The organism is Streptomyces sp. NPDC047917 (assembly GCF_043204345.1).
Lineage (GTDB): Bacteria > Actinomycetota > Actinomycetes > Streptomycetales > Streptomycetaceae > Streptomyces > Streptomyces sanglieri.
Window position 1 is genome coordinate 80,588 of the sequence record NZ_JBIDCA010000009.1, and the last position, 19,463, is coordinate 100,050.

Annotated in this window: 15 protein-coding genes and 1 riboswitch; of the genes, 2 read left to right on the top strand and 13 right to left on the bottom strand. The window is 70.6% G+C overall.

What is annotated here, in order from left to right:
• Positions 1-20 precede the first annotated feature (20 nt).
• On the top strand, positions 21-2,549 hold the full coding sequence (locus ACGF8B_RS22380) for an ABC transporter permease (RefSeq protein ID WP_392741198.1): 2,529 nt from the start codon (positions 21-23) through the stop codon (positions 2,547-2,549).
• A 112-nt stretch (positions 2,550-2,661) separates the two neighbouring features.
• Here the strand turns inward: ACGF8B_RS22380 and ACGF8B_RS22385 are convergent, their stop codons facing one another.
• From ACGF8B_RS22385 to ACGF8B_RS22445, 13 genes are all read right to left on the bottom strand, one after another.
• Positions 2,662-3,966: a class I SAM-dependent methyltransferase gene (locus ACGF8B_RS22385; RefSeq protein ID WP_392741201.1), complete on the bottom strand. Its 1,305-nt coding sequence runs from the start codon at positions 3,964-3,966 to the stop codon at positions 2,662-2,664.
• A gap of 280 nt (positions 3,967-4,246) precedes the next feature.
• Positions 4,247-5,632: an NAD(P)/FAD-dependent oxidoreductase gene (locus ACGF8B_RS22390; protein WP_266915429.1), complete on the bottom strand. Its 1,386-nt coding sequence runs from the start codon at positions 5,630-5,632 to the stop codon at positions 4,247-4,249.
• 436 nt (positions 5,633-6,068) lie between these two features.
• Positions 6,069-7,010, bottom strand: a complete 942-nt coding sequence (locus ACGF8B_RS22395) for an exopolyphosphatase (protein WP_392741203.1) — start codon at positions 7,008-7,010, stop codon at positions 6,069-6,071.
• 178 nt (positions 7,011-7,188) lie between these two features.
• Positions 7,189-7,722, bottom strand: a complete 534-nt coding sequence (locus tag ACGF8B_RS22400; protein WP_392741206.1) for a DUF501 domain-containing protein — start codon at positions 7,720-7,722, stop codon at positions 7,189-7,191.
• A gap of 59 nt (positions 7,723-7,781) precedes the next feature.
• Positions 7,782-8,252 carry a septum formation initiator family protein gene (locus ACGF8B_RS22405; protein WP_259930753.1) on the bottom strand — a complete coding sequence of 157 codons (471 nt, stop codon included), beginning with the start codon at positions 8,250-8,252 and terminating at the stop codon, positions 7,782-7,784.
• 98 nt (positions 8,253-8,350) lie between these two features.
• Entirely contained in the window at positions 8,351-9,631 is a 1,281-nt protein-coding gene (gene eno, locus ACGF8B_RS22410) for a phosphopyruvate hydratase (protein ID WP_266418369.1), read from the bottom strand.
• A gap of 288 nt (positions 9,632-9,919) precedes the next feature.
• On the bottom strand, positions 9,920-10,684 hold the full coding sequence (locus tag ACGF8B_RS22415; protein ID WP_392741211.1) for a transglycosylase family protein: 765 nt from the start codon (positions 10,682-10,684) through the stop codon (positions 9,920-9,922).
• Positions 10,685-10,687: 3 nt separating this feature from the next.
• A riboswitch (cyclic di-AMP (ydaO/yuaA leader) is annotated at positions 10,688-10,859 on the bottom strand.
• A gap of 300 nt (positions 10,860-11,159) precedes the next feature.
• Complete coding sequence (locus ACGF8B_RS22420) at positions 11,160-12,137, bottom strand: transglycosylase family protein (RefSeq protein WP_392741214.1); 978 nt, start codon at positions 12,135-12,137, stop codon at positions 11,160-11,162.
• 105 nt (positions 12,138-12,242) lie between these two features.
• Positions 12,243-13,556 (bottom strand): cytochrome P450, encoded by a 1,314-nt coding sequence (locus ACGF8B_RS22425; protein WP_392741216.1) that lies wholly within the window; start codon positions 13,554-13,556, stop codon positions 12,243-12,245.
• Positions 13,557-13,605: 49 nt separating this feature from the next.
• Positions 13,606-14,568, bottom strand: a complete 963-nt coding sequence (locus ACGF8B_RS22430; RefSeq protein WP_392741219.1) for a nucleoside triphosphate pyrophosphohydrolase — start codon at positions 14,566-14,568, stop codon at positions 13,606-13,608.
• Between the two features lie 45 nt (positions 14,569-14,613).
• Complete coding sequence (locus ACGF8B_RS22435) at positions 14,614-15,270, bottom strand: SurA N-terminal domain-containing protein (RefSeq protein WP_392741222.1); 657 nt, start codon at positions 15,268-15,270, stop codon at positions 14,614-14,616.
• Positions 15,271-15,420: 150 nt separating this feature from the next.
• Positions 15,421-15,822, bottom strand: a complete 402-nt coding sequence (locus ACGF8B_RS22440) for a GtrA family protein (RefSeq protein ID WP_392741225.1) — start codon at positions 15,820-15,822, stop codon at positions 15,421-15,423.
• Positions 15,819-16,781: a glycosyltransferase family 2 protein gene (locus ACGF8B_RS22445; protein WP_392741228.1), complete on the bottom strand. Its 963-nt coding sequence runs from the start codon at positions 16,779-16,781 to the stop codon at positions 15,819-15,821. Before ACGF8B_RS22445 ends, ACGF8B_RS22440 begins: the two co-directional genes overlap by 4 nt.
• A gap of 123 nt (positions 16,782-16,904) precedes the next feature.
• Between ACGF8B_RS22445 and ACGF8B_RS22450 the strand changes: the two genes are divergently transcribed.
• Entirely contained in the window at positions 16,905-19,460 is a 2,556-nt protein-coding gene (locus tag ACGF8B_RS22450) for a YfhO family protein (RefSeq protein WP_392741231.1), read from the top strand.
• Positions 19,461-19,463: the final 3 nt, after the last annotated feature.

The following is a 19,463-nucleotide window of genomic DNA, read 5'->3' on the forward strand; positions in this document are numbered from 1 at the left end:
CCATCCCAGGACTGACAGACATGTTCCGTACCGCCCTGCGCAATGTGCTCGCGCACAAGGCCAGGCTGCTGATGACCGTCCTCGCCGTGATGCTCGGCGTGGCCTTCGTCTCCGGCACGCTGGTCTTCACCGACACCCTCGGCAACGCCCTCCGCAATCAGTCGGCCAAGAGCTACGACGACGTGGCCGTCGCCGTCACCACCTACGCCGACCAGCGCGACGAGAAGACCTCCGGCATCACCGCCGCCACCCTGGAGAAGATCCAGGGCCTGGACGGCGTCTCCACCGCCACCGGCCGGGTCTCCGGCTTCGCCGGCGTCGCCGACCCCGACGGCCGGCTGATCGGCAACGGCTGGTCGAACACCGGCGGGAACTACTTCCCCGGCAAGAACGGCAAGGACTCCGCGTACACCTTCGTCGACGGTACGGGCCCGGCCGCGGCCGACCGGATCGCGCTCGACAAGGAGACCGCGAAGAAGGGCGAGTACCACGTCGGTGACCGGGTCCGGGTCGCCACGAACGGGCCGGTGAAGGAGTACGTCCTGTCCGGCGTCTTCACCACCGAGGACGGCGCGGTCAACGCGGGCGGCAGCCTGGTCCTCTTCGACACCGAGGTCGCCCAGAAGCTCTACCTCAAGCCCGGCGTGTTCCAGGACGCCAACGTGTCCGCCGCGCCCGGCGCCTCCGCCGAGAAGCTGCTGGCCGAGGTGAAGCCGCTGCTGCCCAAGGACGCCCAGGCCAAGACCGGCCAGGCGCTCGCGGACCAGCAGGCCAAGGACATCGAGAGCGGTCTGAGCGGTCTCAACGGGATGCTGCTCGCCTTCGCCGGCATCGCCCTGTTCGTCGGTGTCTTCCTGATCGCCAACACCTTCACCATGCTGGTCGCCCAGCGCACCAAGGAACTGGCGCTGATGCGCGCCGTCGGCGCCTCGCGCCGCCAGGTCAAGCGCTCGGTGCTCCTCGAAGCGGCCGTCGTCGGCCTGATCGCCTCGGTCATCGGCTTCGCCATCGGGCTGGCCCTCGCCATCGGGCTGCGCTCCGCGATGAGCCTGTTCGGCGGGAAGATCCCGGCCGGACCGCTGATCGTCTCGCCCACCGCGGTCCTCGCCGCGTTCGGCGTCGGTGTCCTGATCACCGTGCTGGCCGCCTGGCTGCCCGCCCGCCGGGCCGCCAAGATCCCGCCGGTCGCGGCGATGAGCAGCGTGCACGCGACGGCCACGGTCAAGTCCCTGGTGGTGCGCAACTCGATCGGCGCGGTGCTCACCCTGCTGGGCGGCGCGGCGATCGTGGCGGGCGCGTCCAAGAGCGGATCGTCCGGCCGGACGATCATCGCCGTGGGTGCCTTCCTCACCCTGATCGGTGTCATCGTGCTGATCCCGCTGCTGTCGCGGCCGGTGATCGCGCTGGTCCGCCCGCTGCTGAAGCGGCTGTTCGGGGTCTCCGGCAAGCTGGCCGCGCAGAACGCGGTCCGCAACCCGCGCCGTACCGGCGCCACCGCCTCCGCGCTGGCGATCGGCCTCACCCTGGTCACCGGTATCTCGGTCCTCGGCGTCACCCTCGGCCAGGCGGTCGACCGGATGACCACGGACAACATCAAGGCCGACTACATGGTGTCGATGGCGAGCGGCGGTCCGCTCGACGAGTCGGCGCTCGCCGCGCTGCGCAAGGCCGACGGGGTCTCGGCCATCTCGCCGCAGCAGGCCACCTCGCTGGAGGTCAAGGGCGAGTACCACTCCGCGTCCGCCGTCAGCCCCGGCGACGTGCAGCAGCTCTTCACGCTGCCGACCGTCTCCGGCTCGCTCGACGCGCTGGCCAAGGGCGAGATCGCCGTCGACAAGAAGACGGCGAAGTCCAACGGCTGGAAGACCGGCGACACCCTCCGGGTGAAGTTCGACGACGACAAGAAGGGCGAGCTGAAGGTCGGGGCGGTCTTCGAGGGCAACGAGATGCTCTCCCCGGTCCTGGTCCCGAAGAACGTCGCCGACGCACACGGCGGCATGTCGGACATCCGCGAGATCTGGCTGAAGACGGACGGCGGCGCGACCGAGGCCAACGAGCAGGCCCTGGTGAAGGCCCTGGGTGACAACCCGGGCATGAGCATCATGGACCGTCAGGACATCCGTGACATGTTCGGCGGCTCGGTCAACCTCGCGATGAACATCATGTACGGGCTGCTGGCGATGGCCCTGATCATCGCGGTGCTCGGGGTCGTCAACACCCTGGCGATGTCGGTCTTCGAGCGCCAGCAGGAGATCGGCATGCTGCGGGCGATCGGCCTGGACCGGGGCCGGGTGAAGCGCATGATCCGGCTGGAGGCCGTGGTCATCTCGCTCTTCGGCGCGGTGGTCGGTGTCGTGCTCGGCATGTTCCTCGGCTGGGCGATCGGGAACACCCTGTCGTCGGAGATCCCGGAGTACGCGCTGGTCATCCCGTGGGACCGGATCGCGGTCTTCCTGGTGCTGGCGGCGATCGTGGGTGTGCTGGCCTCGCTCTGGCCGGCCCGCAGCGCCGCGAAGCTGAACATGCTGACGGCGATCAAGACCGAGTAGTACCACCCGGCGGGCCCCTGGGCCCCGCCGGACGGACCCGAGGGCCGGTACCCGCAGCACCTTCGCTGCGGGTACCGGCCCTCGGCCGTTCCCGTGCCGTCCGGTACCGGTGTCAGCCGGTCGCGGAAGCCGTCCAGTCACGGGCCCGCAGCGGCAGCCCGGCGGCCCCGCCCTCCGCCGGGCGAACCGCGAGGATCTGGTTGACGCCGATCTTGTTGTGTTCGAAGGAGAGGGCGGAGGCGGCCATGTAGAGCCGCCAGACCCTGGCCCGCCCGGGCGAGGTCATCCGGACCGCCCGGTCCCAGTGCTCCTCCAGGTTGGCGACCCAGCGGCGCAGGGTCAGCGCGTAGTGCTCGCGCAGCGCCTCGACGTCGCGGGCCTCGAACCCGGCCTCTTCGAGGGTGGCCACGGTCCGGCCCACCGGGGCCAGTTCGCCGTCGGGGAAGACATAGGCGTCGATGAACTCGTCCACGTGGTAGGCGGACTCGTCCTTCTCGGGCCGGCGGGCGATCTGGTGGTTGAGCAGCCGGCCGCCGGGCCTGAGGAGTGCGTAGAGGTCGTCGGCGTACTCGCGGAACCGGACCGAGCCGACGTGTTCCGCCATGCCGATGGACGAGATGGCGTCGTAGGGGCCGTCCCTGACGTCCCGGTAGTCCTGGACCCGGATCTCGATCCGGTCGGTCAGGCCCTCCTCGGCGATGCGCTTCCGGGCGAAGGCGGCCTGTTCGACGGAGAGGGTCACTCCGGTGACCCGGGCGCCGTACTCCCGGGCGGCGTGGATGGCCATGGAGCCCCAGCCGCAGCCGACGTCGAGGAGGCGGTCGCCCTCCTTCAGCGCGAGCTTGCGGCAGACCAGGTCGAGCTTGTCGCGCTGGGCGTCCTCAAGCGTCCCGCCGTTCTCCCAGTAGGCGCAGGAGTAGACCATGGACGGGCCGAGGACCAGTTCGTAGAAGTCGTTGCCCACGTCGTAGTGGTGGCTGATGGCCTGCTTGTCCCGGCGCTTGGTGTGGAGGGTGCCGGCGCGGCGGCGGACCTCCTCGGGCGGCGGGGGCGGCGGGGGCAGCGGGCCGGCCAGTCGCAGCAGCCCCTTGGCGAAGGCCCGTACCTTGGGGTCGCGGACCGGGTGCACGCGGTCCCCGGTGTCGGGACCGCGGTCCCAGATGAGCGAGGCCATCAGGTCCAGGGCCTCGTAGAGATCGCCTTCGATGTCGAGTTCGCCGGCCACCCAGGCGCGGGCCAGGCCCAGTTCGCCCGGCTTCCAGAACAGCCGGCGCAGTGCACGACGGCTCCGGATCACAAGTACGGGGGCACCGGGCGGTCCGGATTCGCTGCCGTCCCAGGCCCGGATACGGACCGGCAGCTTTTCTCCCAGCAACTCCTCGGCGAGAGCGGTCAGCCGCAGCGCGGCGTCTGCCATGGCGCACACCTCCGTGATGGTGTTCCCAATGTGCCCAAACATGGTCGAACATGCCTGCAACCACGCCGGGCACTCGTGTGCCACGACGAGGTACGTACGGGTCAACAGTCCGCGAAGCGCCCGCCATCCCGCTACAGCGCAATGGAACGGCAAAATAGCTGTATGCCACACACACTTGGTCGCGGATACGCCGAAGGGGCCGCCCGCACCACGGATGGCGGACGGCCCCTTCGGGCGTCGTACAGGTACTGCCGCGCGGGCGAGTGGGCCCGCGCGCGGACTAGGAGGCCTTGGCCTTCTCGCCTTCGGCCTTGGCGGCGGCCGGCGCCGGGGCCGGCTTGGCGGCCTCGTAGAACTCCTCGCGCGGCGTCTCCATGGCGCCGAGCGAGACGACCTCGCGCTTGAGGAACATCGCAAGGGTCCAGTCGGCGAAGATCCGGATCTTGCGGTTCCAGGTCGGCATCGCCATGCCGTGGTAACCACGGTGCATGTACCAGGCGAGGCGTCCCTTGAGCTTGATCTTCATCTTGCCCATGACGATCATCGCGACGCCCTTGTGCAGCCCCAGACCGGCGACGGCACCCTTGTTGGCGTGGCTGTAGTCCTTCTGCGGGAAGCCGCGCATCCCGGAGATGACGTTGTCGCCGAGGACCTTGGCCTGCCGCAGCGCGTGCTGGGCGTTGGGCGGGCACCAGGCGTTCGGGTTGCCTGCCTTGCGGCCGACCATGTCCGGGACCTGGGCGTTGTCGCCCGCGGCCCAGATGTAGTCGGTGCCCTGCACCTGGAGCTTCTCGGAGGTGTCCACGTGACCGCGCGGACCGAGCGGCAGGCCGAAGCGGGCCAGCGCCGGGTTCGGCTTCACGCCGGCCGTCCACACGATGGTGTTGGAGTCGACCTCAAGGCCGTTCTTCAGCACGACGTGACCGTCGACGCAGGAGTCCATGGAGGTCGAGAGGAAGACCTCGACGCCACGGGACTCCAGGTGCTCCCGGCCCCAGGTGCCCAGCTTCGGGCCGACCTCGGGAAGGATCTTGTCGGCGGCGTCGACGAGGATGAAGCGCATGTCCTCGCGCTTCACGCTCGTGTAGTACTTCGCCGCGTCGCGGGCCATGTCCTCGACCTCGCCGATGGTCTCCGCACCGGCGAACCCGCCGCCCACGAAGACGAAGGTGAGGGCCCGGCGGCGGACGTCCTCGTCGGTCGTCGAGTCGGCCTTGTCCAGCTGCTCAAGGACGTGGTTGCGCAGGCCGATGGCCTCCTCGATGCCCTTCATGCCGATGCCCTGCTCGGCGAGGCCGGGGATCGGGAAGGTGCGGGAGACCGCCCCCATCGCGATGACCAGGTAGTCGAAGGGCAGCTCGTAGGCCTCGCCGACGAGCGGCGCGACCGTGGCGACCTTGCGGTCCTGGTCGATGGTGGTGACGCGGCCGGTGAGGACCTCGGCCTTGGGCAGGACGCGTCGCAGCGGGACGACGACATGCCGAGGCGAGATGCTGCCGGCAGCAGCTTCGGGGAGGAAGGGCTGGTAGGTCATGTACGACCGGGGGTCGACGACCGTGACGGTCGCCTCGCCGTAGCGCATCTTCTTGAGGATGCGCCGAGCTGCGTACAGGCCTACGTACCCACCGCCTACTACGAGGATCCTGGGACGCTCCGTGGTGCTCATGCCATCGAGTATCCACCCCCCTCCGAGGGCATGCTCGTGAGCCCCTTCACAAGGTTGGGGCCCCCTTCTGCTACACTTCGCCGCCCACGTGACCCAGGTCATGACGCCACAGGGGAACCACGGCGTGACGGCGAACGTTGTTCACCGCTTGTGAGCTGGCCCTTGGCCCTCCGGACAGGGTGAACCACCACTCCGGTACATCTGCCGGCAACGCGTCCGGAACACTTCCGCGCGACCTCTCAACGACCTTGCGAGCGGCCCCGGATGCCCATCCGGAGCAGAACTTCCCTCCACAGAGCCGAATTCCTTGTGAAGAAGTTCACGAACTTCGTCGCGCCGCGCCCCGGGAACCACCGTCCGAGGGGTCGGGAAGGGCTCAAAGGTGCAGGCCAAGGTACGCGTGAGCGCCCCGTCCGGGGGGCCGCACGCGGTCGCTCTAGGCGATCGACCAGCCGATTCCGTCGAGGATGTCGTGCTCGCTGACGACGACCTCGCGGGCCCCGGTCCGCTCCATCACGGCGAGCAGGATCAGCGCCCCGGACGTGATCACATCGACCCGTCCCGGGTGCATCGCGCCGATCGCGGCCCGTTCGGCGTGGGTGGAGCCGAGCAGCCGTCCGGTGATCTCCCGGACCTGCTCGACGGAGATCCGGGAGTGGTGGATCGCCTCGGAGTCGTACGCCTCCAGCCCCAGGGCGATCGCGGCGATCGTGGTGACCGTCCCGGCCAGCCCGACGAGGGTGGCGGCCCCGGCGAGCGGAACGCTCTCCTCGGCGAGGTCGAGGGCGGCGTCGATGTCGGCCCGGATCGCGGCGACCTGCCCGTCGTCCGGCGGGTCGGTCACGACGCCGTCGCGCACGAGGTGCCGCTCGGTCATCCGTACGCAGCCGATGTCCACGGAACGCGCGGCCCGCACGTGGTCGTCGCCGACGACGAACTCGGTGGAGCCGCCGCCGATGTCCACGACGAGATACGGCTTCGCCAGGTGATCGCGGCCCGCGAGCTCCTTGGTGGCTCCGGTGAAGGAGAACTCGGCCTCCTGGTCACCGCTGATCACCTCGGGCTCGACGCCCAGGATCTCCAGCACCCCGCGGACGAAGTCGTCCCGGTTCTCCGCGTCGCGGGAGGCGGAGGTGGCGACGAATCGGATCCGCTGCGCCCCGTGCTCCTTGATGACCGCCGCGTACTGCCGACAGGCCGCGAACGTCCGCTCCAGCGCCTCGGGGGCGAGCCGGCCGGTACGGTCGACGCCCTGCCCGAGCCGGACGATCTCCATCCGCCGGTCGAGCTCGACGAACTCACCGGTGGACGGATCCGCGTCGGCGACGAGCAGACGGATGGAGTTGGTACCGCAGTCGATGGCGGCCACGCGGGTCATGAACGCTCCAGAATCATGGGCAGAGCCCACATCAGGCCCCTCCGACGGACGAGGAGCAGATCAAACCCCTGCGACGGACGAGGAGCAAACCGAGCCCCTGCGACGGACAAGGAGCAGAACCAGGCCCCTCCGGCGATCGAGGAGCGGGGGTCCGGGGGCAGAGCCCCCGTGCGAACGGTCAGTCCTCCTCCGGCGCGCCGCACGGCGAGACGCACGGCCCCTTGCGCCACCACTCCGGCAGCATCGCGATCGCCTCGTCCCCCAGCGGGTTCACCCCCGGCCCCGCGGCCAGCGAGTGCCCCACCAGGACGTGCAGGCACTTCACCCGGTCCGGCATGCCTCCCGCGCTCGGAAAGCCCTCCAGCACCTCGATCGCGTCGCGCCGGGCGATGTAGTCCTCGTGCGCGGCCCGGTACGCGGCGGCCAGCTCGGGGTCCGTACCGAGGCGCTCGGTCATCTCCTTCATGACCCCGTTCGCCTCCAGCGTGCCGATCGCGGACGCGGCACGCGGGCAGGTCAGGTAGTACGTCGTCGGGAACGGCGTACCGTCCTCCAGCCGGGGCTGCGTCTCGACCACGTCCGGGTTGCCGCACGGGCAGCGGTGCGCGATCGCGCGCAGACCGCGCGGCGGACGCCCCAGCTGCTGCTGGAACGCGGCGATGTCCGCCTCGGTGGGCGCGGTGGACTCGGTCTGGGGAGGGGGCGTTTCCATGCCTGCCTAGGTTCTGATCGGGCTGCTCGAACTGCGGTTCTGCAGATGGATGAAGGGATTCAGTCGCGGTCGGCGCTGTCCACGCCGTCCCAGAGGTTGGAGTGCCACGGCCGGCCGGACTCGTCCGTCCTGCCCTCGCGCTCCTTGACCGCGTCGGGGTCGATCACCGTGTAACCGGTCTCCCCGGGAAGAAGGTAGTGCAGGTGCGTACGGGCCAGCTGCCGGATGTACGCATCGTCCTGGAGGCGCGCCTTCTCGTCGCGCAGCTCCTCGGTACGGGCCTTGGCGTCCTGCGCCAGCCGCTCCTGGTCCGCGATCTCGTCCTGCTGCGAGACGTACTGCCGCATCGGATACGCGAGCGCGACCACCAGCGAGCAGACGACCAGCGCGAGGAAGGCCGCCCGGCCGGTGAGCCGTGAGCGGCGGGCCTGGCGGCGGTTCTGGGACCGGTAGACACGGGCCGCGGTCTGCTCGCCGAGCAGTCGCAGCCGGGTCGCGGTGGAGAACCGGTCCCGGTCCTTCGCGGCCATGTCTCCGCCTCCCCACTACGCACGTCCGTCCCCGCACACGGTACGGGACCGAGTGCGGGGACGGACGGAGGCCGGGGCACTTGCCCCCGCCGGGCTTGTCAGCCCTTGAACCGCGGGAACGCCGAGCGGCCCGCGTACACCGCGGCGTCGTCGAGGATCTCCTCGATGCGCAGCAGCTGGTTGTACTTGGCGACGCGGTCCGAGCGGGCCGGGGCGCCGGTCTTGATCTGGCCGCAGTTCACCGCGACGGCGAGGTCGGCGATGGTGACGTCCTCGGTCTCGCCCGAGCGGTGCGACATCATGCACTTGAAGCCGTTGCGCTGGGCCAGCTCGACGGCGTCCAGGGTCTCGGTCAGCGAGCCGATCTGGTTGACCTTGACGAGCAGGGCGTTGGCGGAGCCCTCCTCGATGCCGCGGGCCAGGCGCTCCGGGTTGGTGACGAAGAGGTCGTCGCCGACGATCTGCACCTTGGCGCCGAGCTTGTCGGTGATGACCTTCCAGCCGGCCCAGTCGTCCTCGTACAGCGGGTCCTCGATGGAGACCAGCGGGTACGCGGAGACGAGCTCCTCGTAGTACTCGGTCATCTCGGCGGCCGAGCGGGACTTGCCCTCGAACTCGTACTTGCCGTCCTTGTAGAACTCGGACGCGGCGACGTCGAGCGCGAGCGCGATGTCCTTGCCCGGGGCGTAGCCGGCTTCCTTGATGGCCTCGACGATGAGGTCCAGGGCGGCGCGGTTCGACTCCAGGTTCGGCGCGAAACCGCCCTCGTCGCCGAGACCGGTCGACAGGCCCTTGGTCTTCAGGACCTTCTTCAGCGTGTGGTAGACCTCGGCACCCCAGCGCAGCGCCTCGGAGAAGGACTCCGCGCCGATCGGCGCGATCATGAACTCCTGGATGTCCACGTTGGAGTCGGCGTGCGAGCCGCCGTTGAGGATGTTCATCATCGGAACGGGCAGCAGGTGCGCGTTCGGGCCGCCGAGGTAGCGGAACAGCGGCAGGTCCGAGGCCTCGGAGGCAGCGTGGGCGACGGCCAGCGAGACGCCGAGGATGGCGTTGGCGCCGAGCGAGCCCTTGTTCTCGGTGGCGTCCAGGTCGAACATCGCCTGGTCGATCAGCCGCTGCTCGGTGGCGTCGTAGCCGACGAGCTCCGGGCCGATCTGCTCGATCACGGCGAGGACGGCCTTCTCGACGCCCTTGCCCTGGTAGCGGTTGGGGTCACCGTCGCGAAGCTCAATGGCCTCGAACGCACCGGTGGAGGCGCCGGACGGAACGGCAGCACGGCCCGTGCTGCCGTCGTCGAGGCCGACCTCTACCTCGACCGTGGGGTTTCCGCGGGAGTCGAGGATTTCCCGGGCTACGACGACGTCGATGGACGGCACGAGGCATCTCCTTCTGGGATATGACGCTGGTTGTGCAGGGTCGCTTTGGCCTTGCGACAAGAGCCTAACCGGCCCGGCCCGATCAGTCGGCCGACCGCCCGACCCCTGGGACGAAAAAGGGCCCGAGGGCACACATTGCCGGGCAAACAGCCAAAAATTTACTGACCAGTAACTACAACACTTGAACGATCCGGCGCTCCCCCGAGCGCGAACGGCAGTGCCCCGGTCCGGCGCACACGGGGAAACGCGCGCCGGACCGGGGCGGTGCCCGGGAGGAGAGAGCCGCGACTACTTCGTCAGGTGCAGCTGCTGACCCGGGTAGATCAGGTCGGCGTCCTTGACGATGTCCTTGTTCAGCTCGAACAGGTGCTTCCAGCCGCCCTCGACCTTGTTGTCGGCGGCGATCTTGCTCAGCGAGTCGCCGGAGACGACCTTGTACTCGCCGTCGCCCTTCTTGACCTTCTCGCCGGTCGGGGTGGTGACGGTCTTCTTCGACTCGGCCTGCGGGGCGGCGGAGCGGTCCGAGCGGGAGGCGGCGGGGGCCTCGGTGCGCTCGGCCGGCTTCGGCTGGGCCTGCTGGGCCGGCTGCGACTGCTGCTTCGGGGCGCTCTGCTGCTCGGAGGCGCCGGAGTTCGCGGTGGAGTTCGAGGAGCCGGTGCTGACACCCGGGTCGACACCGTCGTTGGTCAGGTTGCCGGCGCCGGCGCAGCCCCAGGCACCCGGGCCCTGCATGTCGAGGAGCTTCTCGGCGGTGGCGATCTGCTGGGCCTTGGTGGCCAGGTCGGCACGGGCGGCGTACTGCGTACCGCCGGCGGCGGCCCAGCTGGACTGCGAGAACTGCAGACCGCCGTAGTAGCCGTTGCCGGTGTTGATGGACCAGTTGCCACCGGACTCGCACTGGGCGACGGCGTCCCAGGTGGCGACGGAGGCGGCGGAGGCGCCGGTCGCGCCCATCAGGGGCACGGCGACTGCGGCACCGGCGACACCGGCGAGCGTGGCGATACGGACGGCCTTGGACGGGCGGCGGTGCTTGCCCTTGCTGGAAAGCAGCATGGAACTTCTCCTCACCGACGCCTACGAGGTGAGCTGTCGGGTTCGGGCCAAGTGAGTTGCCCGGTCGCACGTCCTAGCACGCGACTTCACCCCAAGCCGGTCCTGATGCGTCTTTCGACGATCGGGCCCGGCGCTTACCTGGGTCCCCCGCTCCTGCCTACGGCGCTTTACGCGTCTGTTCCCTTCGACCGACGGCAGGATTCGGCGTGACGGTCGACGGGGCCCGCGGTGCGAGCGGTTCCGACCGTAAACATACGCAACCCTCACATTCAAAGATGGACACATCGGACAATCAGCCCGTACTTGCATCTGAAGAACCATCGTTTCCGCAGGTCGGACGTGATGCGGAAGGGCTCCCCGGGCGCGACACGCCAGTTGACGCAAAGAGACCCATGTCTCACTTACGCATAAGCGGACATAGGTCCCTGAACTGCCCCGATTTTGAGGGTGCTTTTAGTCGATTATCAGACTGTCCTCACTTGGCTTTCACGTCGAGATCGAGGCTCTGGCCAGGGAGGATGAGGTCCGGGTCGGCGCCGACAGCAGCCTTGTTGGCCTCGTAGAGCGCGGGCCAGCCACCGGGGATGTTCTGTGCATCAGCAATCGACCAGAGGTTGTCACCGGCGTGAACGGTGTACGTGCCGTCGGCGGGCGTGTCGGCCGTGTCGCGCGCGTCGCCGCCGCCGCGCGAGGCATGACGGCCCGCCTCGCGGCCGCCGCCGCCCGTGCCGCCGCCCTTCTCCGCGGCCGGCGCGCCGCGGTGCTTGCCGCCCGTGCCGCCGGACGCGTCGGGCGAGCCGGAGGCGTCGGGCGCTCCGGAGGGGGCGCCGGTGGACGCGTCCGGGGAGGGGGTGGTCGAGGGCTTCGGGGACGGCGAGGTCTTCCCTGACGGCCCATCGGCCTTCTCCGGGCCGTCGGCGCCGTCCACGGCGTCCGTGCCGTCGGAGGCGCTGCCGGAGGCGCTGTCGGACGGTGTGGCGTCGCCGGACGGGTCCGCCGACGCGTCGCCGGACGGCTTCGCGCTCCCGGTCGGTTCGTCGGCGGGCACGGAGCCCGGGTCCACTCCGGGCAGCGTCCCGTCCACGGCGAGCCCGGAGATGACCGCACAGCTGGGCCAGGCCTTCGGGCCGCGGTCGTCCAGCACCTTCTCGGCCACCGCTATCTGCTGCGCCCGGCTGGCGAGGTCGGCGCGCTCCGCGTACGCCGAACCGCCGTACGCCTTCCACGTCTCCTGCGAGAACTGGAGGCCGCCGTAGAGGCCGTTGCCGAGGTCGGCGCTCCACATGCCGCCGCTCTCGCACTCGGCCACCCGGTCCCAGGTCTGGGCGTCGGCCGCGTGTGCGCCGGACGCGCCGAGCAGCGGGATGGCGATGGCCGATCCGGTCACGCCCGCGGCGACGACGATGGCGGGTGCCTGACGGGGGCGACGGTGTCTGCCGTTCGCGGAGCCCATGGGGTTGCCTTCCGGGTAGCTGACAGGTGACTGGTGAGTCGAACGGTGAACCTAGCCGGGTTCGAACGGGAGTCACAAGTCGATGCAGCGCAGATCACGTGAAAGTCACAGAGTTGACAGAGTGTCACTTTTCACGTGGGCGGACCCCGGGGTGAACTCCACGGGAAGCGTGCGGAGTCCGCGCATGATGAGCCCGCCACGCCACCGCAAATCGGCAGGTTCCACCGCAAGTCGCAGGTCCGGAAGGCGGTTCAGCAGCGTGGCCAGCGCGGTCTGTCCCTCCAGCCGGGCGAGCGGCGCTCCCAGGCAGTAGTGGATGCCGTGCCCGTATCCGAGGTGCTGATTGTCACGCCGTGCGAGGTCGAGCGTGTCGGGGTCCTCGAAGCGCTCCGGGTCGCGGTCGGCCGCGGCGAGCACCACGAGTACGGGATCCCCGGCGGCGATGTCCTGTCCGCCGAGCGTCAGCGGCTCGGTGGCGAACCGCCAGGTGGCCAGCTCCACCGGGCCGTCGTAGCGCAGCAGTTCCTCGATGCCGGTCTCCAGCAGTCCGCTCTCCCCCGCGTCCAGGGAGAGCTGGAGCCGTTCGCGCTGACCGGGTTCGCGCAGCAGCGCGTGGACGCCGTTCCCGATCAGGTTGACCGTCGTCTCGAATCCGGCGAACAGCAGGATGAAGGCCATGGCGGCGGCCTCGTTCTCGGTGAGGTGCTCGCCGTGGTCGCCGGCCCGGATCAGCCCGGAGATCAGGTCGTCGCCCGGGTTCTCCCGCTTGCGGTGGATCAGTTCGGCCAGATAGCCGCGCATCTTCTTCACCGACCTGGCCACCCCGCCGCGCGGGCCGCCGCCGTGGCGGATCATCATGCCCGCCCAGTCCCGGAAGTCGTCCTGGTCCTCGCGCGGAACGCCCAGCAGGTCGCAGATCGCGTAGATGGGGAGCGGGAAGGCGAAGTCGTGGATGAGGTCCGCCTTCCCCTCCGTGATGAAGCGGTCGATGAGGCGGTCCGTCAGTTCCTGTACGCGCGGGGCGAACTCGGCGACCCGGCGCGGGGTGAACGCCTTGGAGACGAGGCGGCGCAGCCGGGTGTGGTCCGGCGGGTCGATGTTCAGCAGATGCGTCATCAGCTCCGCCTTGCGCTCGCCCGGGATGCCCGTCTTCCCCTTGGCGTGCGCGGGCCCGGCGTGGTGCGCCGGGTTCTTGGAGAGCCGGGTGTCGGCGAGTGCCTGCCGGGCGTCCGTGTACCGGGTCACCAGCCATGCCTCGACGCCGCTGGGCAGCGTGGTCCGGTGCACGGGGCTGTGCTCACGCAGCCAGGCGTACGCCGGGTACGGGTCGGTGGCGAACTCCCAGGTGAAGAGTTCGGGGGCGCCGGCGGGGCAGGCGGCGGGCGGATCGGCGGGGCGGTCGGCGGGACTGTGGTTCACCCCTTGACGTTATCCGCCGCCCCCGGACGCCGGGCATCGCCCTCCGGCGTCACTCGTTGCCCTCCGCCGCCCTGATGGCGTCCCGGTAGGCGCGGGCCGCGGCCCGCAGTGCGGCTTCGGGGTCGATGCCGTCCCGCTCGGCGCGTACGGCGAGGGCGAGCAGCTCGTAACCGATGCCGTCGCCGGTGGGGAGCGGCACGTCGAGGTCCGCGGTACGGACCCGGCCGGCCAGCTTCGCCGCCAGCGCCAGGCCGGGCTGGCCGAGCGGGACCCCGTCGGTGACCGAGTCACGCTGCTTCTCGATGGCCTTGGTGCGCAGCCAGTGCGCGTGCACGTCCTCCGGGGTCTCGGCGCTCTCGTCGCCGAAGACGTGCGGGTGGCGGTGGATCAGCTTCTCGACGAGGGTCGCGGCCACGTCGTCCACGGAGAACGGCTCCTGCTCGTCCTCCTCGGCGATCCTGGCGTGGAGGACGACCTGGAGGAGGACGTCGCCGAGTTCCTCGCGCAGCTCGTCGCGGTCGCCGTCCTCGATCGCCTCGACGAGTTCGTACGCCTCCTCGATGGCGTACTTGGCGAGGCCCTCGTGGGTCTTCTGCGAGGTCCACGGGCATTCGAGCCTGATCCGGTCCATGACCTGCACCAGATCGAGGAGCCGGGCGCCCGGCAGGTCGTACGAGCCGGGCAGCAGCTCCAGGTCCGGCATCCGCACCCGGCCCGAACCGGCGAGCCGGGCGAGCCCGTCGGTCAGCGGCTGGTCCCCCTCGCCGCCGGTGACCACGACGACGCTCCGGCCGCCCGCGCAGGAATCGACGAGCTCCTGCGCGGTGGGCGCGGAGTGCTCGACGGTGACGCCCGCCTCGCGCAGGTACGGCAGCTGCGGGTGGTCCGGCTCGGCGCAGAGCACCCGGTCCGCGGCGTGCAGCGTCTGCCAGGCGGGCCAGGACAGGAGTCCGGGCGCGACGCGGTGGCTGGCGGTGAGCAGAACGATACGGCCGGGGTCTTCAGCGTTCACCGTTCGAATCTACCCCGGTCGCACCGGCCGCCCCGCCGCGGCCGGTCAGGCCCCGGCCTCGGCTTCCGCGCCGGCCGGCCTGGTGACCCGCTTGATCCAGGGGGCCTTGTAGTCGGCGAGCTGGGTCTGCTTGTTGTCCCAGCTGCCGTAGCGCGGATTGACGTCGACCCGCAGGGCCTTCGACGCCTTGCCGAGCGCCTCGCCCACGGCCTGCTGACCGGCGGGCTGCTGGAGGTCCGCGCCGAGCGCCTGGGCCAGTTTGGTCAGCTGGACCTGCTCGCGCAGGACGGCGTCGATCTGGTCGGGGGCCACCCAGCTCTGCTGGAGCATCGCCGTGCGCAGCCGCTCCTCGCCGCCGGACTGGGCGGTCGCCGCCCTGCGCATCTGCTGGATCTCGTTGCGGCTGACGGACACGCCCGCGTCCTGGGCGGCCCGGTCCAGGACCCGGTCGAAGATCATTCCGTGCAGCTTGGCCCGGCTGAGCTGGCCGGACTTGTCGATGAGCTGGGCGGCGTCCTTCGAATCGCGCTGCGCCTCGCGTACGGCGGCCACCTGGCCCTGCAGCGTGGAGACCTCGATCCGGTCCCCGCCGACGACGGCCGCGGCGCCCGGGTGGGCCTCGCTGCCGCAGGCGGTCAGGAGTGGGGCGCCGGCGAGCAGGGCGGCGGAGACGGTGAGCGCGGTGCGACGGCGGCGGTGCAAAGGAGCCTCCCGGGGAGAGTTTGTGCATCAGTGCACAAGACCTTGCGGTGATCGATGTTAGGCAGTGGACACGGCTGGGGCCACCGATTCGACCAACGATTCGGGAGGAGTTGGGGATGTGGGCCCGGCCGGGCACCGTCCCGGCGGGGCTCAGGGCACGCGTTCGGCCGCCGCGGCCGGGGTGTCCGGCCGAAGCATGATCGTGCGCGAGACGACGAAGGTGATCGGGATCGCCGCCGCGGCCGCGACCAGCGGCGCGTACCGGCTGCTGAACCCGGCGAGGCCGACCAGCAGATAGACGCCGCCGGTCGTGATGACGAAGTTGGCGGCGTTGGTGAGCGGGAAGAGCAGGAACTTCCGCCAGGTGGGCCGGGTCCGGTAGGTGAACCAGGAGTTCAGGAAGAAGGACCCGATCATGCTCAGCACGAAGGCGATCACATGGGCGGCGATGTAGGGCAGCACCGTCAGCAGGACGAGATAGCAGCCGTAGTACGTGCCGGTGTTCACCACTCCCACGAGGGCGAATCGGGCCATCTGTGCGGTGACCGTCATCGGCGTACGAACTCCTGGGGTTCCCGTATCTGTCGCGATGCCCCGGTGTTCGTGGCCTTGACCAGGAAGTGCGGGCGCCGCTTCACCTCGTAGTAGATGCGGCCGACGTACTCGCCGACCACTGCGACCATCACCATCTGGACCCCGGCGAGTGCCGTGACCACCACGATGAGGGTGACGTAGCCGGGGGTGTCCACCCCCTGCACCAGGGCGACGCCGACGATCCACGCAGCATAGGCGAAGGCCACCGACAGCAGCAGCATGCCGAGGTAGAGCGCGGCGCGCAGCGGTTTGTTGTTGAAGGACAGCAGCCCGTCGAGACCGTAATTGAGCAGCTTTCCGAAGGTCCAGGCGGAACTTCCCTGTTCACGCACGGCATTCTCGTAGGAGAAGGTCGTGGTGCGGAATCCCACCCAGGCGAAAAGGCCCTTGGAGAACCGGTTGTATTCGGTGAGTGCCAGTACCGCGTCGACGGTGCGGCGGGAGAGCAGCCGGAAGTCACCGACGCCGTCGACCAGTTCCACGTCCACCAGGCGGTTGATCAGCCAGTAGTAGGCGCGGGCGCTGAGCGTGCGGGTGACCCGGTCGCCCTTGCGGGTGCGGCGGGCGATCACCTGGTCGTGGCCCCGCGCGTGTTCCTCCAGCATCCGGCCCACGAGCTCGGGCGGGTGCTGGAGGTCGGCGTCCATGATGACGACGGCGTCGCCCTCGGCGTGCTGGAGGCCGGCCAGCATGGCGGCCTCCTTGCCGAAGTTGCGGCTGAAGGAGACATAGCGGACCCGCGGGTCCGCCGCGGCCAGCTCCTGGAGGATCACCAGGGTCCGGTCCGCACTGCCGTCGTCGACGAAGACCAGCTGGAATTCATGTCCCAGCCCGGCCATTTCGTCCGTGACGCGTTCATGGAAGCGTTCGAGGATCTCTTCCTCGTTGAAACAAGGCACCACCAGCGAGATCAGCACGGAAGTACATCAGCCCGGCCAGATGTCGGAACTCGATGCAGCACATGACCGGTGGGCGTCCATTGCGTGAACTGACCCAATTCGGGACGGGGTTGCACGTTCGAGGCTGGCATATTCCTGCGTATGCCGACTTCCCGCCCCCGCCTGTGCGCGGGCTCGCTCGCCGCGCTGCTCACCGTCGCAGCGGTCTGCGCGGGTGACGCCGTCGCGCGGGTCTTCCCGTTCGGGCCCCACACGCGCAGCGTCAACGACCTGGGCAATCAGTTCGTGCCGTTCCACGCCCGGCTGTGGGACCTGCTGCACGGCAACGCGGACGGCGGGCTGCTGCTCAACTGGTCCTCCGGGTACGGGACGAGCTTCCTGCCGGATCTCGGCACCTATCTGACCAGCCCGTTCGCGCTGCTCGTCGGGGTGTTCCCGCGCGACCGGATCGATCTCGCGGTCTATGTGGTGACGGTCCTGAAGATGGCGTCGGCCGCGGCGCTGATGACGCTGTTCCTGCTGACGGTCCGCGGCGGGCGCTGGTGGGCGGCAGGGACGCTCGGTGCCTCGTACGCGCTGTGCGGCTGGTCGGTCGCCGAGGCCTCGTACAACCCGATGTGGCTGGACGGGCTGGTCGCGCTGCCGCTGCTCTGCCTGGTCGCGGAGTGGGCGCGTACGGGACGGCACCGGATCGCCGGGCCGCTGCTCGTCGCGGTGGTGTGGGCGGCGAACTTCTACACGGCGTACATGGCGACGCTCGGTGCCGCCCTGGTGCTGGCCGTCCGGTTCTTCACCGAGCGGGACGACCGGCGGGCGGTGGTCCGGGGGCTGGTGCGGGCCGTCTGCACGGTCGGGGTGGGGATCGGGCTCTCGGCACCCGTGCTGCTCCCCGTCTACCTGGGGACCAAGCACGCCTACCCGGGCTGGGACCGCCCGTTCGCGCCCGCCGCCTGGTCCGATGTGCTCGCCCGGCTGCTGCCCGCCACGTACAGCTTCTTCACCCCGGCCCTCTTCCTCGGCACCGGCACCCTGCTGCTGCTCTGTGCGCTGGCCTTCCAGCGGGCCGTGCCGGGGCGCGAGCGGTGGACGTGGGTGGGGCTGGTCGCGGGCGTCGCGCTGTCGTTGCAGTGGCAGCCGACGCATCTGCTGTGGCACGCCTTCACCACGCCCAACGGCAGCCCGTACCGGCAGACGTTCGTGCTGTCCGGGCTGGTGGTGATCGCCGCCTGGGTCTCGGTCTCGTACGGCCGGCCGGAGCGGCGGGCGCTGATCGGCGGGGGCGCGGTCCTGGTGCTGCTGGCGGCCGGGGCGGGCTTCAGCGACCTGGTCACCGGGTGGACGTATCCGCTGTTCGGGCTGGGTCTGGTGGCCTCTGCCTGCGCGCTGGTGCTGGTCGGGCGGGGCCGCAGGCTCGCGGCGCTGGCCGCCGTGCTGCTGATCGGCGCACAGGCCGGGCAGGCCGCCGCGAGCACCGCGTACTTCGACCGGGAGCGGCTGAACCGGCTCGACGACTACGCGCCCTGGGGCGAACGGCAGCGGACCCAGGCCGCCGTGGTGGCGGGCGCCGACGGCTGGCCGGCCTATCGCACGGACCCCGGCCGGGAGCAGACCACCGCCAACGATCCGCTGCTGGTGGGCGGGCAGGGCGGCCAGTACTACAGCAGCCACACGCCCGCCGTGCTGACCCGCACGATGCGTGCGCTCGGCGGCGGGTGGACGTCCAACGGCCGCGCCGTGCAGAGCCTCGACAACCCGGTCACGGACGCGGTCTTCTCGGTCGGCGCGCGGGTGCGCGGGCCGCGCGATCCACACCAGGGGGCCGGGCGCACGGGCATGGGCGGTACGGATGACCGGCCGGTGACGGTGAGTCGGGCCGGGACGCCGCCGCTGGTGACGGTGCGCGGGCCGGGCGCGCCGGTGGCGTACGGCCGTTCGCCGTTCCGGAACCAGGAGCAGCTGCTCGGCTCGCGGGTCTACACGGTCCCGACGACGGCGCTGAGCGCGGCGGACGGCGGCGCGGTGGGCGACAAGGGGGCGTACGACTACCGGGTGGGGCGCGGCACGTACACGCTGACCGCCACCTGTCCGGCGGGCACCGAGGCGTATCTGTTCGCGCCCGACATGTTCGGCCGGGCACGGCTGGGTGAGGGTCCTGAGGTCGAGTTCAAGGGACAGCTGCCGGCCAGGCGGGCCGCGATGCACCGCTTGGGCGAGGTCGGCGGGACCGGGAGCGTGCGGGTCACGCTGACCCCGGTGCGCGCCGGGACCGTGCCGCATCGGGCGGTCGGCTGTCTGGACCGGGCCCGGCTGGACTCGGCGGTCGCCGGGCTGAAGCGCACCGGCGCGAGCGCCGTGCACGTCACCGACCACGGCGTACGGGCCGAGCTGCCGCCCGGCACCACCGGAACGGTCGTGCTCGCGGCGCCCCGGATCGCGGGCTGGAGCTGCCAGGGCCGTCCCGCCGACAGTTATCTGGGCCTGGTCGCCACTCCGGCACCGGCCCGGGGCGGATCCGTCGACTGCACGTTCCGGCCCCCGGGGCTGCGGGCGGGTGCGGTGGCCGGGGCGGGCGCGCTGGCCGTTCTCGTACTCGGCGGGCTGCTGCTCGGGTACCGGCGGCGGAGGTCGGAGGCCGGGCGGCCCGGGCCCGAACGGGAGCGGCAGCACGCCGGGGCGCCGGAGACCGTGGAGGTCTGACCG

Bases quoted from the DNA above. Each gene is read 5' to 3' on its own strand.
- ACGF8B_RS22440 (WP_392741225.1), bottom strand. From the start codon at position 15,822: ATGACGGTCACCGCACAGATGGCCCGATTCGCCCTCGTGGGAGTGGTG.
- ACGF8B_RS22450 (WP_392741231.1), top strand. From the start codon at position 16,905: ATGCCGACTTCCCGCCCCCGCCTGTGCGCGGGCTCGCTCGCCGCGCTG.
- ACGF8B_RS22380 (WP_392741198.1), top strand. From the start codon at position 21: ATGTTCCGTACCGCCCTGCGCAATGTGCTCGCGCACAAGGCCAGGCTG.
- ACGF8B_RS22385 (WP_392741201.1), bottom strand. From the start codon at position 3,966: ATGGCAGACGCCGCGCTGCGGCTGACCGCTCTCGCCGAGGAGTTGCTG.
- ACGF8B_RS22405 (WP_259930753.1), bottom strand. From the start codon at position 8,252: ATGGCCGCGAAGGACCGGGACCGGTTCTCCACCGCGACCCGGCTGCGA.
- ACGF8B_RS22395 (WP_392741203.1), bottom strand. From the start codon at position 7,010: ATGACCCGCGTGGCCGCCATCGACTGCGGTACCAACTCCATCCGTCTG.
- ACGF8B_RS22390 (WP_266915429.1), bottom strand. From the start codon at position 5,632: ATGAGCACCACGGAGCGTCCCAGGATCCTCGTAGTAGGCGGTGGGTAC.
- ACGF8B_RS22415 (WP_392741211.1), bottom strand. From the start codon at position 10,684: ATGCTGCTTTCCAGCAAGGGCAAGCACCGCCGCCCGTCCAAGGCCGTC.
- ACGF8B_RS22400 (WP_392741206.1), bottom strand. From the start codon at position 7,722: ATGGAAACGCCCCCTCCCCAGACCGAGTCCACCGCGCCCACCGAGGCG.
- ACGF8B_RS22420 (WP_392741214.1), bottom strand. From the start codon at position 12,137: ATGGGCTCCGCGAACGGCAGACACCGTCGCCCCCGTCAGGCACCCGCC.